The 16,355-nt window shown below is 29.8% G+C and carries 22 protein-coding genes and 1 pseudogene; 1 reads left to right on the top strand and 22 read right to left on the bottom strand.

The genetic code is table 11. From position 1 onward, the window contains the following. Window positions 1-56: 56 nt before the first annotated feature. The 11 genes and pseudogenes from HCB45_RS14415 to HCB45_RS14365 all read right to left on the bottom strand — a co-directional run bounded on the left by HCB45_RS14415 (window position 57) and on the right by HCB45_RS14365 (window position 6,358). Entirely contained in the window at window positions 57-560 is a 504-nt protein-coding gene (locus tag HCB45_RS14415) for a hypothetical protein (protein WP_185620352.1), read from the bottom strand. A gap of 72 nt (window positions 561-632) precedes the next feature. After that, window positions 633-935: a hypothetical protein gene (locus HCB45_RS14410; RefSeq protein WP_185620351.1), complete on the bottom strand. Its 303-nt coding sequence runs from the start codon at window positions 933-935 to the stop codon at window positions 633-635. A gap of 81 nt (window positions 936-1,016) precedes the next feature. After that, entirely contained in the window at window positions 1,017-1,694 is a 678-nt protein-coding gene (locus tag HCB45_RS14405) for a hypothetical protein (protein ID WP_185620350.1), read from the bottom strand. Window positions 1,695-1,731: 37 nt separating this feature from the next. Further along, a complete protein-coding gene (locus HCB45_RS14400) occupies window positions 1,732-2,229 on the bottom strand; it encodes a DUF2247 family protein (RefSeq protein WP_185620349.1) in 498 nt (165 codons plus the stop codon). Window positions 2,230-2,544: 315 nt separating this feature from the next. Next, the gene (locus tag HCB45_RS14395) at window positions 2,545-2,964 is read right to left on the bottom strand and encodes a hypothetical protein (RefSeq protein WP_149056369.1); all 420 of its coding nucleotides are present in this window, start codon (window positions 2,962-2,964) and stop codon (window positions 2,545-2,547) included. 36 nt (window positions 2,965-3,000) lie between these two features. Continuing rightward, entirely contained in the window at window positions 3,001-3,369 is a 369-nt protein-coding gene (locus HCB45_RS14390) for a hypothetical protein (RefSeq protein WP_185620348.1), read from the bottom strand. Window positions 3,370-3,411: 42 nt separating this feature from the next. Beyond that, window positions 3,412-3,848 (bottom strand): annotated as a pseudogene (locus HCB45_RS14385) (hypothetical protein). Continuing rightward, window positions 3,838-4,302, bottom strand: coding sequence for a hypothetical protein (locus tag HCB45_RS14380; RefSeq protein ID WP_185607669.1), 465 nt, complete (start codon window positions 4,300-4,302; stop codon window positions 3,838-3,840). The pseudogene HCB45_RS14385 and the gene HCB45_RS14380 overlap by 11 nt, the downstream one beginning before the upstream one ends. A gap of 17 nt (window positions 4,303-4,319) precedes the next feature. Beyond that, window positions 4,320-5,720, bottom strand: coding sequence for a T7SS effector LXG polymorphic toxin (locus HCB45_RS14375; protein WP_185620347.1), 1,401 nt, complete (start codon window positions 5,718-5,720; stop codon window positions 4,320-4,322). Then, window positions 5,717-6,073, bottom strand: coding sequence for a hypothetical protein (locus tag HCB45_RS14370; RefSeq protein ID WP_185620346.1), 357 nt, complete (start codon window positions 6,071-6,073; stop codon window positions 5,717-5,719). The genes HCB45_RS14375 and HCB45_RS14370 overlap by 4 nt, the downstream gene beginning before the upstream one ends. Next, a complete protein-coding gene (locus HCB45_RS14365) occupies window positions 6,074-6,358 on the bottom strand; it encodes a DUF3130 family protein (RefSeq protein WP_185607666.1) in 285 nt (94 codons plus the stop codon). It abuts the gene before it with no gap. Between the two features lie 405 nt (window positions 6,359-6,763). Between HCB45_RS14365 and HCB45_RS14360 the strand changes: the two genes are divergently transcribed. Beyond that, on the top strand, window positions 6,764-7,885 hold the full coding sequence (locus HCB45_RS14360; RefSeq protein ID WP_267650388.1) for a hypothetical protein: 1,122 nt from the start codon (window positions 6,764-6,766) through the stop codon (window positions 7,883-7,885). Between the two features lie 417 nt (window positions 7,886-8,302). On the opposite strand, the gene HCB45_RS14355 is transcribed toward HCB45_RS14360, so the two are convergent. From HCB45_RS14355 to HCB45_RS14305, 11 genes are all read right to left on the bottom strand, one after another. Further along, window positions 8,303-8,659: a VOC family protein gene (locus HCB45_RS14355; protein ID WP_185620345.1), complete on the bottom strand. Its 357-nt coding sequence runs from the start codon at window positions 8,657-8,659 to the stop codon at window positions 8,303-8,305. Between the two features lie 64 nt (window positions 8,660-8,723). After that, on the bottom strand, window positions 8,724-9,497 hold the full coding sequence (locus HCB45_RS14350) for a helix-turn-helix domain-containing protein (protein WP_185620344.1): 774 nt from the start codon (window positions 9,495-9,497) through the stop codon (window positions 8,724-8,726). A gap of 240 nt (window positions 9,498-9,737) precedes the next feature. Then, the gene (locus tag HCB45_RS14345; RefSeq protein WP_260508457.1) at window positions 9,738-10,196 is read right to left on the bottom strand and encodes a CPBP family intramembrane glutamic endopeptidase; all 459 of its coding nucleotides are present in this window, start codon (window positions 10,194-10,196) and stop codon (window positions 9,738-9,740) included. A gap of 121 nt (window positions 10,197-10,317) precedes the next feature. Beyond that, window positions 10,318-11,631 (bottom strand): listeriolysin S biosynthesis cyclodehydratase LlsD, encoded by a 1,314-nt coding sequence (llsD, locus tag HCB45_RS14340; protein ID WP_185620342.1) that lies wholly within the window; start codon window positions 11,629-11,631, stop codon window positions 10,318-10,320. Continuing rightward, window positions 11,624-12,541 carry a listeriolysin S biosynthesis scaffolding protein LlsY gene (gene llsY, locus HCB45_RS14335; RefSeq protein WP_185620341.1) on the bottom strand — a complete coding sequence of 306 codons (918 nt, stop codon included), beginning with the start codon at window positions 12,539-12,541 and terminating at the stop codon, window positions 11,624-11,626. The genes llsD and llsY overlap by 8 nt, the downstream gene beginning before the upstream one ends. Window positions 12,542-12,548: 7 nt before the next feature. Further along, window positions 12,549-13,424, bottom strand: coding sequence for a listeriolysin S biosynthesis peptide dehydrogenase LlsB (gene llsB / locus HCB45_RS14330; RefSeq protein WP_185620340.1), 876 nt, complete (start codon window positions 13,422-13,424; stop codon window positions 12,549-12,551). Continuing rightward, complete coding sequence (gene llsX / locus HCB45_RS14325) at window positions 13,421-13,738, bottom strand: protein LlsX (protein ID WP_033533165.1); 318 nt, start codon at window positions 13,736-13,738, stop codon at window positions 13,421-13,423. Before llsX ends, llsB begins: the two co-directional genes overlap by 4 nt. A 40-nt stretch (window positions 13,739-13,778) precedes the next feature. Further along, window positions 13,779-14,522 (bottom strand): ABC transporter permease, encoded by a 744-nt coding sequence (locus HCB45_RS14320; protein ID WP_185620339.1) that lies wholly within the window; start codon window positions 14,520-14,522, stop codon window positions 13,779-13,781. Further along, window positions 14,522-15,409, bottom strand: a complete 888-nt coding sequence (locus HCB45_RS14315; protein ID WP_185620338.1) for an ATP-binding cassette domain-containing protein — start codon at window positions 15,407-15,409, stop codon at window positions 14,522-14,524. Before HCB45_RS14315 ends, HCB45_RS14320 begins: the two co-directional genes overlap by 1 nt. A gap of 64 nt (window positions 15,410-15,473) precedes the next feature. Then, entirely contained in the window at window positions 15,474-15,623 is a 150-nt protein-coding gene (gene llsA, locus HCB45_RS14310; RefSeq protein WP_087942094.1) for a listeriolysin S, read from the bottom strand. A gap of 421 nt (window positions 15,624-16,044) precedes the next feature. Further along, a partial coding sequence (locus HCB45_RS14305) for a hypothetical protein (RefSeq protein ID WP_221771123.1) occupies window positions 16,045-16,355 on the bottom strand: 311 nt, incomplete at its 5' end.

Below are 16,355 nucleotides of genomic sequence, written 5' to 3'. Positions count from 1 at the left end.
CTCTAATACAACATCTACCAGCAGGAATCTCTTTTATTTTGCATTTTCAATACTGCTTAAAATATGGAAATAGTTATATCCATTAAAATATCATTTTCTGCATCAAAACCACATGCGAAATTATAATCATTAATTCGCCAGCCAACTGAATTAAACATAGTATTAACAAGATATGGTTCACCTAAAATATTCAAAAGTTCCTCTTTAGTTGATTTATTAATCTTTATAGAAACAGGTAGATGGTATCCTAATTCAAATAAAGAATTATTGTTTATGAGTATCGCTTCGAGAAACAACATATTGTTTGGTTCTTCTAACATTTGATTTATTAACGGATTAAATGTTTCTTGTATATATTTACTTTCATCCTCTAAGTACAATTGTATAATTGTTGCTTTTTGAAAATGTAATTCAACGTATTTGCTAATACCAAATGTAGTAAAAGCATGAACACTTCGTTGTAATTTTTCTTCAGGAATATTAGTAATGTTCAATAATCTTTGTGTTTCAGGACTGTTTAATGCTTTTCCAATACAATTTAATAAGTTAAATTCCTTCATATTTTCTCCTTTTTATTTATAATAAAAGGTCTTCTCTTGCAAATCCCCATTTATTTTCTCCATCTTTGCTAGTTACAAATGAAACGAAATTACCTTTCCTCTCCCAACAACACTTGCACCCTTCATAACTAAAAACGATAGATTAGGTTGAATTTTACTATAATTGACAACATCCTGCTCGTATAGAGGAGCAACTATTGCATAGCCCACTGAGTCAAGTGTATCTACTTCTATATCGTAAATTTCAACGCCTAAATATTCTTGCGCCTTATCCGTTTCCATCACAAGATGCGGACGATAACCTTCTTTCGGAACTGTTCTTCTTGTCCTAGAATAGAAGATAACCTCTACCAAAAATTTTTGCTCTGACTTCATGGTATTCCTCCTGATCTATTGACTTAAGTATAAATAATTAGGTTAACACACCATTAGCGACATTATAGAAAACTAGTCCAACTATAATAGTACTGTCAATAAACTACTTCTTGCTCCTACAACTTGTATGTTGGTATCTGTCACCAATACATCTGAAAAAGGAAATTGGAATGCTACAGAATAAGGATTAGCCTTAAATATAATTCTTTCTTCAACTAGCTTCTTTTTGTTCAGTATTCGAAGCTTTAGGCTACATTCTTTTTCGGTAAAGTTAACCCAAACTTCAAAAGTCCCATTAGTATTTTTTAGTTTTCCTTTTTTTAATAGATAAGTAGTTTGATAGTTATTGCATCTGTACTCCTCTGTAATTTTCTGAGAAAAATGAATAGGCAGCTCTGTTTCCAAAATAAACGGTTTTAGATTCACTTCAACCTTACTTTTCAGCATTGAAAAAGTAGCTTTAAATAATGCACAAAGATATTCTTGCCTTTGCTTCATTGTTGGAAAAGATACATAGGCTTGTTCATCAAACGGTATGGTCAGAGATAAGATATTAGATGAATTTATTCCTTGATTAATGGTATCACTAACTTTAACCCCAGTAATTACTAATCTTGTGAAATTACCTTTAATTTTTTCTTTTTTTAGCATTCTTTCATAAGCTACTGATAAAGCCCTAGACTCTGTATTTACTTTTTGGATAATTTCATTGTTAAATTGTGTTCGTTCCAATTTTAGAAATACACTTTTAAATAGCACAGACGACCTCCGAATGAAATTTTGTTATTTTAAAATATTATAAGTACTTTTTACTCTTCTTCATTAAAAAAGCCTCCCAATCTTTATACATTTCAGCTACATTCAATTCTATACTCCCCATGTCTTTGTGTTTCATAGGCATATATCGAACTAAATGATCAATTTCACTTGGATAACCTAAATCAGCATATAGATTTTCTATAACTTCCAATGGATCTGTATAATCATTCTTATTTTCCCAAACTAGCTTTAATAATACATATAAAAACTTATCTTTTACTGTTTCGGTATTAACATTACTTTTGCGTAGATAATTATAGATATAATCATCAATATCATTTTTATCTCCCCATGCCAAATTTATAATTTCATCTTGTAAATCCTCATCATTTTTCTCAAGTAGATACATAGCATATTCGCTAACAGAAAGAGAAACTAAATATTCATTTTTCACTCCAAAAATAATATCATCCCAAGTGACGTTTACAGATGTTAATAAAAATTTAAGTGGGATTTTTATTTTTAATGTGTTCATTTGCTCTCTCCTTGTATTAAAGTTTTTTTGTGTGTCATCAGGATATATGAGTAACATATGACGAATAATACTTTCATATTGGTAGTATACCATAATGGCTTTGGGGTTATTTTTATACGATATTAAGTCATCTTCCTAGTTTGATATAGTGGTTGCGCAAATTTCAATCGCGTAAGAACTATTTTCCCTCTAGATAAAGCTATATATTTTAATTATTGTCCTTCAAACTTTTGCATTACATGTGAAAAGTTTTTTTATTTTAGATATGTAGCAATTAAATTTGTGGAACTAATGTAGTTGTCCCATTAATCTGTATTAACGGGGCAAAAGTTCACGTTCAATAATACTCTTCTCCAAATTCGAAACAAATTCTTTATTATCATAATCACTTAATGTTTCACCCATTAGTAATTCTTGAAAATGATTATTAAATCCTCTTTCGCAGATTATTAATTCATTAATTATTTTCTCGTAAATTGTTGTACTGGGAAGTATCCCTTCTCGTTCGATTTTAGTTAGCTTTCTGTTTAATAAATTATCCAAACTAAATTTACAGAGCTTCAAATTATCTAGTGTGAAATAATGCAAATCAATCCCGTCCATGCTCCATCCTATACCTAAAGCATAATTTTCTCCGATGAAAGCAACTTCATTATTATCTATTTTAGTTAGCTTTAATTGATGCTTTTGCTCGTATCCTTTGAATGTTTTTTCAACTTCTTTATAAAAATCCAATTGATTACAGTCCTTTTTTTACTATAATCCCAGTCATTATTCTTTTAAGAAGCCTTCTACCATTTCTCTACTTTCTTGGCAAAATTGTAAGTTAGTAACTTTAGCATAATTTTTTTCAGCATAATCAAGTAACGCTAATATATTATCTAATTTATTCTGAGGAAGCGGCGTCTGATTTCTTCTTACAAAAGCAATCCATCCAAGATTAAACATTTCATTTTCTTCCAAAAACTTTATATTAATATTACTTACATTATCATATCTTTCATAACCGATGACAAAAGCAATTTTCTTGTTGGAGAATGTGATAGTAGCGTCCGTTATTTCTATTAATTTAAAATTATTATGGAGTAGAAATTCACTTTTTTTAAGGATTATTTCTTTTGAATTATTATTTGTTTTCATGGTTGAACTCCTCTTTGCTGTTACATTCTCAACATTTCTTGGTTAAATATATAAACTCAAACTATCATTTAAGTCCCCGATTACTTCTCTAGGAACACTAGCTATTCATATTCCTTATAATCTTCCAACCACTTGTCATCTCCATTAAGCACACTACTCCAATGACGCGGAAGACCTCTTGCAAGTATTAAAAACGAAATATCAACCCGTTCCTGCACAGAATTATATTTTGGCAAATTCTCCCTATCTTTATCATCAAAGACATGCAAAAAATAAGACCATACATCATAACTAACAAGTGAATTATCTTTATCACGGCATACATAATTCAAAGAAACTTCATCAAAATGAATCAAAAAAACAAGCGCAAAATTAGAACCAAAAAGTGCTAGCTCCTCTTCAGATATAACTTTATAATTTAACTGGAATTCTTCTATTAATGATTTGAATCTATTTATAAAATCAGCTTCATATTTCATTTTGAAATCCTTCAATTTTTTTGCCATTGATATTAGTTTGATAGGCTGAATACTCGTCTTTGTTAATAGCTCTCGGCTCATTATAAAACTTATTCTCTTTAAACTCCTTTACCCAGTCATTTTGACCAGATAACAATTCAGGGAAATATTTACTTAAACCTCTCGCATGAATAAGTAAACTGTTAGAAATTTGGTCGGTCAAATTATTTGCAGGAGTTATATTGGCTAACAAATCTTTTTCATAATTTGAAAATAAGAAATTGGTTATTTTCACTTTTTCTAAGCTATGAAGAAACAGGTAATAAATATCAATACCTTCTCTACTTTTCCAAATAGTTAGAGCATAATTAGGATGTAATAACATTATTTCGTCTTCATTTACTTTAATTAAGTTAAATCGATATTCTTGAATTATATTCGCAAAGTTATTCTCTACTTCGTGCTTAAACTCCATTAATTTCACCAACTTTGTTATTTTTTATATTTCATTTCAGATGTTTTAGAATCAAATTCATAACCATGTTCTTTTAAATAAAAATATTCTTTACCAAAACCAGTCAATTCCTGTTCAAAAGTTTTTTCATTAAATCTATATAAGTTATCATTTATGGGCCTTGTAGCAATTTTTACAGGATCTCTTCTTTTAATAACCTCATCTAACCAAGGTTGATTATATTCATCCCAAAATTGCAAAGGAGTTATGTAAAACTCGTCAGGAGTATTCAATAAATTTAGCTTTCCTTTATTCATTCCGAAGTTCACGCTTTTCTTATTTCCAAGCTCAGTTAGTATATTTCGAGTATCTTCGGTATATGTGCCTAAAACAGTTGTAGTCTCCCATGGGTTTCCTTTTAGTTTAACTCCAGTGGTAGTTATATATTTTAATTTTTCCACTTGCCCAAACTCAGCATAAAAACCACTCACTCCAAAAGCTCCTGCATATTGTAAAAACACAGTTGAACCATCTACTAGCCTCTGTCCGCCACCGATTCTTTCAGCAGTAACTGCATCTAAACCATAAACCGCGCGATAAAAAGCTCCAACGCCAAACAACTCGCGCATACCGGTTTCATTTTGCCAATAAATCATTTGTTGGTTAACTAAATCTAATGTGGCTTCCGTATTTAGTTTGCCGTTAGTCGTAACATAACCGGCACGATTTCCCTCTGGAATATAGGGAAGCATTCCAATATCTTCCATAGCCTTTACTTTGTCATCTATTGCTTTTTGAGAAGCGTATAAATCCACAAGTCGTTCAAAATTTGAAGCATTTAATTTATCTACTTTGTACATCCCAGTTTGGCTATTAAAAGAAATGTTCGCCTGAATATCACGCACACCACGATTGATTGCTCGAGCTAAGTCACTTAATTCTTGAAAAAAATGACTATGAGCACGTTCAAAATCAAGAAATTTTTCTAAAAGTTGTTCTTTTTTATAACTGGCAAATATTTGCGTTTGAAGCACATTAATTTCGCCCTGCCTAGAAACTGCTGTCATCGAACTTAATTCTAATTGAATGTGTTCTAATTTATTTTCTAAACGATTTATTTTCTGATCCAATTCATACAGACCTTCTGCATCAATTTTTGCACTTGGAGAACTATCTACTTGACTGTGAAAGTCGGTAATATATTTCCTTAAAGATTCTTCGCTGACTTGTAGCGCTTGTTTGATAGAAGCGCAAAGCGGCAAATAAGTCGCTACATAATATCCTTTAGACGCACTAATTGCTTCCCCAGAGAGCGAATCATCTTGTAAATAAGCAGTGATAGCATTAGGGATTGCCGTAATTTGTGTTTTAGCCTGTTGATTGGCTATTTTTAATTCATGTGAAAAATGGTTTACTTCAGCAATATCTATTCGAGTCATAAACGCATCTCCTTTGTGATATCCTGTTGTTTAGTTTCGAGCGCATGAAGATTTTGTCGATGCTTTTTTTGCTCATTATTTAGTTCGGTTTGAATATCGTTAGTCATGCAAGCAGTTTTCCGGTTGTAATGATTTACCTCGTCTTCTATTTGCCAAAAAGTATCCTCTGCGTTTTCTCCTCGCCAAACTTCTTTCATATGATAAAGGATGTCATCCATTTCACGTCTAGCTTGATGAATATCTTCTTCCATATCCTCTAAATGTCTAATTTTATTTTTAATAGCGTATAGAGCGTCATCTTCTCGCTCTATTTCTTTTTTTATTTCACCTAATTCTTGGGTACGTTTATCCACTTAACGCACCTCCAAATTCATCTTCTGGCTGATGGATTTATCTTGTTTTGCAAAAGCTTCTCCCATTTGCTTGATTCGAGTAGCATCATCTTGCGCAACAGATCCTAAATTTTCGATGCCTTCAAGTAGTTCAAGTAATGATTCTCGAAAAAGACGGATAGAATTAGTTTGCGTATAACTCATGTTTCCATTTTTAAGGGGATAGTAATCTAACTTTCCCGCACTATCACCTAGGGTTGTAGCATGTTTACTCATTTTTTCTTTATTAATACGAATTTTTGTCATGGTTGTTTTCCCTTTCTGTATGTGAATTTTGTATCATGGTTATAGTATAATGATATTTACACGAGCTGTCATTTAGTAACATTAAAAATGGCATTGTAAATAATTGATGTCAAAGAATATTCTTTATGATCTGAAATGCAAAAATCAATATCATTTAGTTAAAATCAACTTTTCTCTGACGGATAGAAATGAGAATTTTATTATGACTTAGAAGTAGACTTGTTAAATCTATTAAATAATATTGATTTAAAAGAGGTAAAAACTAATTAATGATATATAATTAAAATTAATATAAAAATTTATTCAATAAAAATGAGTAATTGTTGTATGATTGAATCTTGGATATACTTTATATATCCAAGATTATTTTTGTTAATAGAATAATCTTATATTTTATTGGGTGGGGTGAAAAAACTGAGTGCAAACAACTACAATGATGTTTTAAGAATGGTGGCAAAGAATCTCATAGAACAAGATGGATTAACGCTAGTTGACTTACTGATAAATGCTAACGATAGCGTAATAAGCTTATCTTTAATTCCTTTTTGTGCTCTTTACTGTAAGTCTGCAAAAGAATTTCTAAATATTAATTCAAATAACAATGAAGCCAACAAGGAGGTAACTGACATACGTAATGGTTTAAAAATATTCACTGAAAAATTTTCTAAAGGTAAAAAAATGGCGTATAATTCAGACAATCAAGAAAATGAATATTTTAAAAGCTTGTTAAGATTTCGTTTTACAAAAAAATTAAATACTCATTTAAATCTTGGAGTATACTTTGATAAATATGGCAAAGTAATATTTAACACACAACTTGCAAATTTTTATCTAAATATCCCGAAAAATAAGAGTGTTTCAATGAATGAACATACATTTATGGTTGGAAAAAGGCTAGGTGAAGAAACTGCAGAAATTCTTGTGCACCACTGTTACTCCAACATTGAAAAAAACAACAAAATTAATCATAATGATATTCCTAAATATGGTTATATTGATTTTAATACTAATAAAGAAAATGTTTTTTTTAGTGATCAATTTAATAAAGAAACTAACCTTATATTCTTACATATGCTTTCAACAGTAGGTTTTACAAATAATATGCTTATCCCTATTTTGAAGAAAAGGGAAACTTGGCTTTTAAGGATAATGTATATCAATGTTCATAACACCATCCTTGGAATAAAAAAAGTGATACAACATTTAAAACAAAATAGCACAAAAGATTTTAATATCCCTGAAATTGATGATTACCTTACTAACAATGACGGTTTCAAGGTTTTCTCATCTTCTTTTAGAAATTGTATGATGCATTATGATTTAATCGATAAAAAAGGTTCTCCTGTAATTTTGCAGAAATTTTACAATCCTTCTTTACCAATGTATGGACTTATAGAAAGTTGTTATGATGGTATGAATTACAATCAATATTTTGATGAACTTTATAAAACCTCACAGAAGTTGGAGGATTATTTACTATCTTTATTTACTATAAATTACAATAGTATATGTTGGGATTGGGATTAATAAAGTGCACTCCTAATAAAAAAGTCAAAAACCCTTGAAAGATAAGGGTTTCTGACTCACCTATTATTGTTACCACTCAGCAAGATAATTAATTTATTGAACATTTTAGGTTAATTTTAACTCTATCTTATACATTTAAAATTCGTATCTTCCATATTATTTGACTCTTATAAAATTTCTGTTATCAAAAAGTTATCACTTTAATCTAAAAATATTGCCTCTAGAATATTAAATTTCAACTTTTCAACAAGGCGAATTAACTAACCATTCATAACAAAATATATAAATACGCTAATTCTATTAAAATCCATAATGTTATATCTTACCCCACTTAAGCATTATTTCTAACATCAAAAAACGACGAATCATACATCCGTCGTTTTAGCGTTATCGTTCATCATATAATACTGATCAAATCTATTCCTGATCATACAACCAATAGAATGACAGCTTATTACCATCAGGATCAGAAAAGTCAAAATATCGAATAATACCAGGTGCATCTTCTATCACCTCGTCAGTTATTACTCCAAGTGTTTTTAAACGTTCAAATTCTACTTCTAAATCTTCTACTTCTAAGCGTAAAACCTTTTCTGAAACATTTATTTTTTCTTCAAAAAGTTGAATCCAAACCAAACCAATTGGATATTCAATAACACCTTCAACTGGTATTAATTTTTCATCACTCATAAGTATTTTTTCGTACCAACTAGCAGATTTCTCCAAATCACTTACTGGTAGCCCTACAGTGATACTCTTTGCATTTAAAGCCATAACTATTCCCTCCATTTCACTTGTCTACAATTATTTTATCACTTCATAATCAAACAATATTGTTCTAGATTGTGTTCTTTAGACAAGAGATTAAAAGTTTCCCCACATTAGCTAATATTGGTGGATCTTCTGGTATTGGTTCTCTCAGCTTAATCGCGTAATGATTGCCAGAACATTTAGGAAAAGATAGCTTTTCATCTTCTTTCCCTCTCAAACTATTACTTAAGTTAAAATAAGATAGAATGTTATTAGACTGGCTTATCGCACAAGCTAATAAATAATAGTCTCCGCTTGGAATATTTTTCAATTGATTTCCTATTAAATTTTTAGTAGCTAGTCCCGATATAGGCATATGATTCGGTATAAGAGTACGGAAAAGCCCAATAAATATGATACCCTTCTCAAATTCATCAGGTACATCAATAGTTACCGTACAAAAAGAATCATTCTTTTCTTGAAAATGCGCTATCGACTTATCCTTATTATCATTTTCAAAACGTTTCATATCATAAAAAATATCATTCATTTCCGTTTTGTATTTTCGTGGAGAACTACCTGTATATTTTTTAAAAGTATTCGTGAAACTACCACTACTTTCAAAACCTGAATATTCCTGTAGGTCGAGTACTTTCTTTTCTTCATCAAGTCCAATAATTGCCTTTTCCACTTTTAAACTAGAGAGGAATTCAACCACACTGAATCCATTAATTTCTTTAAATTTCCGACTAAAGTGATATTTATCATAACCAAAGTGAGCAGCAATTTCCTCACTTGTCATTTTTCTACTAACAGCTTCTTCTGAAATGAAAGAAAGCATTTCAGGCATCTTCGTTTTCATTGTTCCCCCTCCTTTTTAGAGCAGTATTTTCTAAAAATCATATAAATAAATTATATTACAATTTAGTATTAAAATGTAAGCTCTCAAAAAAACAAATCCCTGTCAAGATGATGCTTGACAGAGATTTTTGGTAGATAAATATATCATTTTTAATGAGAACCAAGCAATTCATAAGTTGAAAAATGTTGATTTGTTAGCATTCCCATACTTTAACAGCTAAATTAATATAATACTGCCAGCTTACCAACTATGGTGGTTCTCATATTTACTAGTTCGAACTATATAAACTAAAAAGTTGAAGATACAGTGAATTATTATTGTCACAAATATATTTAGTGTTAATAAAAATAATATACTTAATATAACAGAAAATAGTATTTTGACAATTGAAGACACACCTTGATAAAAAATATGTGCAATCACAAATGAAAAAGTAGCTAGTAATATATACTGGATATTACTGAAATCAAATAACTCACAGTATTGGTAAATAAAAAAACGGAAAATTATTTCTTCTAAAACAGGAAACCATACAATAGATTGGATAATAATTCTATTTTTTTTATAAATAGTAAGCAACTTTTTCCATTGTCTCTCAACAAGTATATATTCTACAAAAAACAGAATAAATGGTAAAGAAAAAATACATATCAGAGAGAAAACTACCGCCAAATGTTGACGAAAAAACAAACAATTCATAATTGTAATCAAGAATAAACAAAGTAAATATTGAAAAAAAGTACTCTTTCTACTTAGAACAGGAATCCATTTCGTCAATAAAAGAAGAATACCTGGAAATAACGTGATTAAAAATAAAATGTTATGCAATTGGATGTGGAATATTATTTATCACACCTCCAATATCTTCATATCTTACATGGTAGTAAGGAGGATATGAAGGAAGATGAATGGATAACAATTCTGGAAGTATCACCCTGCTTATTTCACAATTCATATATCTAAACTCTGAAGGTGTGATAGGCAAGAATGCAGCATACTGACTAATTGTGGGCAACTTTTCTAAAAGCGCCTTCAGATTTGTAACTTTTTCTGTATCATTCTTTAATTGATTAGCATTGTATTGCAATTCAGGTTTTCCATACTTTGAATAATAAATAACATTATCATCCAAATTATCTATAATACTTTTTTCCTGTGTGACTGAAAGAAATTTCTCTTTATCTGTCCAAGTGACATTCATATTATATTCTAGTACTGTTAGGCATTCCATAAATGCACGATATATTGATTTATCTAATGAATATCCACCCTGAACGCCAACCGTATATTTAGGAAAGGCATCGCTTGGATTTTTTGCCTCTATTTCGCATAGTACAATATAAATTGATTTATCAAAACTTATATCTGAAAAATGTACATTAAACTTTGATAAAAATTTTTTCACAGCTACTTGATTGTCGAACCAGCTTGATATATTTCGAGTGATATCTATTTCTATATCTCTCGCACGAAACCCTCCATACCACCATAAATTAAAGGAATCAATTTGGAGATATTCAATTAGGGCATTTTCTATACTTTTTTCTATAGTTTCATGACAAGCAGTGCCTGTTGATACAGCGCTAGTTACATATCTTTTTTCATTAGAAAACATTTCTTCTGTATACATAGTAACAAATTGCAAAGGCATCCATACTTTTTTATCAGAATGAATAAGAGAATTCATTGCTATCCATTGAATAGTATCATTTGGAGTAACATAATTTTCGCATACTTCAGAAGAGTAATACGAATTTATGTATTTAAGTTCACATATTAAGTCAGTTTTATATTCTTTTGTCATTTCTTCATAGGATCTAAAAATAATCCTGTCCTTAATAATAGTAGGTAGTAAGGAATATGTATATCGCTCTGCACTTTCACCAATAAAACTAACAAGCGCTTCATTAAAATTAACACCATATCCACTTAAATGGTAACTTATTTTAGGCATATTTTCAGAAATATGTTTTTCAAAATTAACAAAATTAGCTGTAATGTAATGATACTTCATAATAGGGTAAGAACTAGAGCCTAGAAAGAACTTATTATTCTCCCATATTCCTGTTACATTTCCACTCAAAGTTTCCCAACGTAACTTGTTATATTCCAAATTATTTTGTATGTTAATCACTACTCATCAGCTCCTTTAGTATATTCACTGACCGAATATTTTGCTCTTCAAATAATATATTATTGAAAGTAGCACAGGTAGAGCAACAACTTTGGATTCTATTTGTATTAAAGGTATACTCGTAGTTATTAAAATTAAAGTGGAGAAGATTGCCTAACAGAGAAGATTGACCATAAATAGAGGTATTTTCGATTTCTTTTTTTATGATTGAAAGAACAAACATTAATTCAGCTGTGGACACATTATTTTCTGACTGTACTAAATAATCCGTAACAACACCATCAAAATGAGAGAGTATTTGCTGCTCTAAACACTCATAGCACCCAGTTTCGCCATGGTCTATACAAGTAACAAAGACATTTTCATTATCAAAAAATGCGATGGTATTAATGCAGTTAGTCTCTTTCATTAACTTGTTAAATCCACGTAATAAGGAAATATTGGGAATGTTTGTGATTAAATAAATATAATTATAATTTTTCAAAAATTCTTTTTTTTCTTCTACTAGTTTAGTAAGTTGCAATATGTCTTTGTTCTCAGTAAGTAACCGAATATCTTTTTTTAAAAGAAATTCAGAGGATGATAAAATCTCAATTTCTTCCTGAAAATAGCTCTTCATGTCATCAAACAAAGCATCTTCAACTACCAAAAGAGGTTTTAGGGTTTGGTTTTTAGAAATTGTCAAAAAACCAAATTTTGTAAGTGTTTCAAAATCATTGTAGATTGCATCTTCTGAAGATATAGCAATAGTTTTTTTCTTGATCAATTCTTTAAATGTTGAAACAAATTCTTTTGAACTTTCCTCTTTATTGATAACAAGCTCGTTCTTATGAATGACCCCTCTTTTTAAAATGATTTCCGTTTCATTGTCAATTGTCTGCGTTCCTATTCTAATATCAAAATTTTTCATAAAAATATCATTCCTTTCCACAAATATTAGTAAATACAATGTGATCATTTATTCCATCTAAATATAAAAGCTTCTCCAAATATGATTTGTTAAAACCTGCAATAGGACAACTTGTATAGTGAACCGAATGACAAACTAAATCAAAGTTGTGCGATATTCCTCCCAGTTCCACAAACGTATTCAGTAAAGATAGTTCTCCATATTTCACATAGTTTTTATTAATAGAGTACCCAAAGAAAACACAAAAATTCATATTAGAAGTGTCAATATTATCACCTACGAAAAATGACTCTACATCAATTTTATCTACCTCTAGAGGATGTAAGCTATGCGTGTATGGCTGATATTTATAAATACCCTTGGCAATTCCAGAAATATTATTTATATACAAATAAACATCAATTGGATATAAACCGCCCCCAGAAGAATAATGTCTGGTGGTTGATTGTAAGTCATTGTAAACCAACTTTCTTGTACTAAGACCAAAAGAAAACTGTATGATATTTGAGAATGTTGAAAAATCCATAGTTTCGTATACAAAATTTCTTGTACTATGTCTTTGCTCAAGCACTTTAGAAAAATGGGTTTTAATTTTTTTATTTGTTTTACTTAAAAAAAGAGTTGAGCTATCTATTAATTCTTCCATTTCTCTTGCCTCGTTAATTAATGAAGCTAGATTAGATTCATTATAAAACATGATACTTTTGAAATCATTCAAGTTTTGTTTATTCATATTTAATAAATAACCTAACATCGGTGAATTGCCATCACCAGACATCAGCTGGGAATAAACATGTTTATTATCACTATTAGAAATATTAGCATTATCTTTATTTACCAATGTATGGATGTTAAAAAAGCCTTTTTTCTCATAGTCAATCATTTTGCTGTTTCCTTCCTATGTTTATTTTTAAACGAAACAATAATTTCTACAACAATAGCTAGTATCATAGAAATAATAACCCCTATAAACATCATGCTAGTGTTATTAGGTGTTCCCAACATCTCACTACCAACTCTTTTAATATCAAAAATAGTTAGCCCGAAAATTTTCACACTATACTCTTTTAATGTGCCATCATTCATGTGAATATAACCTAAACCAATAGCCACAAAACAAATAAGAACACCTATTAAAATCCCTATGATAATTGATGCAATAATTCTAAACGTGGGATTGCTAAATTTTTTTTTCATAGATTACAAACAATCCTTTCTATACCTTGAGTATAATAAATTATGATTTAATTTTTATGCGTCTCAACAAAAAAGCAACTAGTGCGAATGATAGGATAATTCCATATAACGTGTTTAAAGCTAAAAACTTAGATATGAACAACTTATTTTGTGTCCAAACATTAAATAAATCATTCATTATATATTTCATAGGTAAAAAATCCCCAATTGCTTGAAATGATTTAGGAAGTTCCGAAAAAGATGAAAATGTTCCTGTAAAAATATAAAACATAAATAATAAACACATTCCTACTGGCATCAATATCCGGGGACTTTTAATAATTAAAGCAAGCAAGGCACCAAAAATCAAAAGTACTAAATTACAATAGAGACATTGCAAAACATAAGCAATAAAATATTGCCAGTCTGGGATATTTAGTCCATATACAAAGTAGCCAAACAGTATATTGACAAAAATACTTAAGGCTGTTAGCAAAATATAAGAACATACATCTGAAACAATTATTTTCTGTGCACTCAATCCAAAATATTCTAATCTTTTATAGCTTTTATTTTGAACACTTTCACCAAGCCAAATTGGAAAACTGATTAATGCTATTGGTAACATTCCCATCCCTGTACTAATCAAAAAATATTTATCTACAAAATGATAACCTTCACCAATATCAAAATTCCCATAAGAAGTAACCATAGCGAACATCATGATTAGTGGAAATAATAATGAGAAAAATACAGATACTGGAATTCTAAATTGCATTTTAATACTTGTCCATAAATAACTCATTATATCAGTACCTCCTGTTCACTGCTTGGTGCTCCGCGCAAATATGCAACTAAATAAGTTGTATATATATTTTGTTTTATTGTATTGTACGTGACGTTTTTTTTATCCAAAATTTTCTTTGTCTCTTCCTGGATTTGCAAATCCGAACAAATAACTGCTATTCCGTCACCAGTATCTGTGCTTTTCATAAAAGCCATATCTGTATCATCTATCTTTGTTAGTTCGGTTTGATCTACTTTAATAACAGAATAATGAGGAAAACTAGAGAAAAATTCTGATATTGTTCCCCAAAAAAGTAATTTTCCTTTTTGAAGAATCAAAACTTTCGTTGCCCAGTTTTCAACTTCCTCAAAGTAATGCGTTATATTTATCACCGTCGCATCCTTAGTTTTTTCTTTCATCAAAGCAAGCAAGCCCAGCCTCTTCCTATAATCTAACCCTGAAGTTAACTCATCAAAGATATATAATTTCTTATAACTTTCTAATACTAAACATAGTGTTAGCCGTTGTTTTTCTCCGCCAGATAAGTCTTTAATAAACTTTTTTTTCAAGCTTTCAAGTTCATATTTGTGTAAAAACTGTGCTCTCTCTTTTTTCTTTAGATGTGGCAGAACTAATGTAATCAATTCATACACCTTCATCAAATCATTATATGCATTTTCTTGAAATACTACACCACAATCATTTTTTTTAAACTTTTTGGTAATTTCTCCAGAGGAGTTCTTTTCACCAAGAATACTGTTTACTAATGTGGTTTTCCCAGCTCCATTGTCTCCTAAAATCGCAACTTTGTCTTTTTCTGAAATACAAACTTCTTTATCTAAATATAGAATTACTTTATTATTTATTGTAACTTTCAAATTTTTCGCTTCCAAAATATTATTCATATGCACATGCACCTCATAACTTATTGAAAAGGGACACAAATGCATCCCTTTTTCATTCTAAAATTTACATTTTGGTTGTAGCAGATGATGCGCATGTACATGTACATGTGCAAGTTGAACAAGAACATGAGCAACATCCAGCTGCATAGTTCATTGCTTCAGAGCCTACAGCATTATTACTGTAGCCATTTGACGATTGTGATTTAATATTCATTCAAATGCCTCCTTTATATTTTTGGAATAAGTTATCCCTTAGTTCATCTTATCACATTGTGAAATCGTTTTCAATGTAATTATCAAAATAAATAAATTCTTTGTTTATTTCAGAAAATTGAATGGTTTTTTAATTATTTTTATAAAAATATATGCCCATCTTTGATAATGTGCAAAATTCAAGAAAATATTATCCGTAAAAATACTACAATACTAAAAAATTGTTATCACTCAACATAGAAAAAGCCCTAAAACCTCAGCATTACTGAGATTTTAGGGCATTGTTTTTTATTCCCACTCTGTAGATTGCTTGAGAGAGGAACAAGCGATATAAAAGGATTTCACGTCTTTTCGTTTTTTTGAATTATATTGATTTTTGTCCGGTTGGTTGCAAATTGGTTGCATTGAAACTACATGAAATTTTAGATTATTTCTCTTTCAAATATTGCTTCAATGTCTTCAACACTATTTTTAGAATCCCTATATTCATAGTCATCTGGTGTACAAAGGTTGTCAAGATGGTGTTGAATTATCTCATCAGTATCAATATCAAGATTTTCATAAAAGCCTTGAATAATATATTCTGAATTGATATCAAAAATACTCTCAATTCTTCGAAGATCCTCATTTATTTTTTGTTCAAGAAATTCTTCGCCTAGTGTATCAAGTAATTTTTGTGGAAGTTCATCTTCATGAATATTCCCATATGAGTCTATTGAATATTCTATAGTAT

This window comes from Listeria farberi (assembly GCF_014229245.1).
GTDB classification, from domain to species: Bacteria; Bacillota; Bacilli; order Lactobacillales; family Listeriaceae; genus Listeria; species Listeria farberi.
The sequence above is the reverse complement of the archived record's forward strand: the minus strand, read 5'-3'. Positions and strand labels throughout refer to the sequence as shown.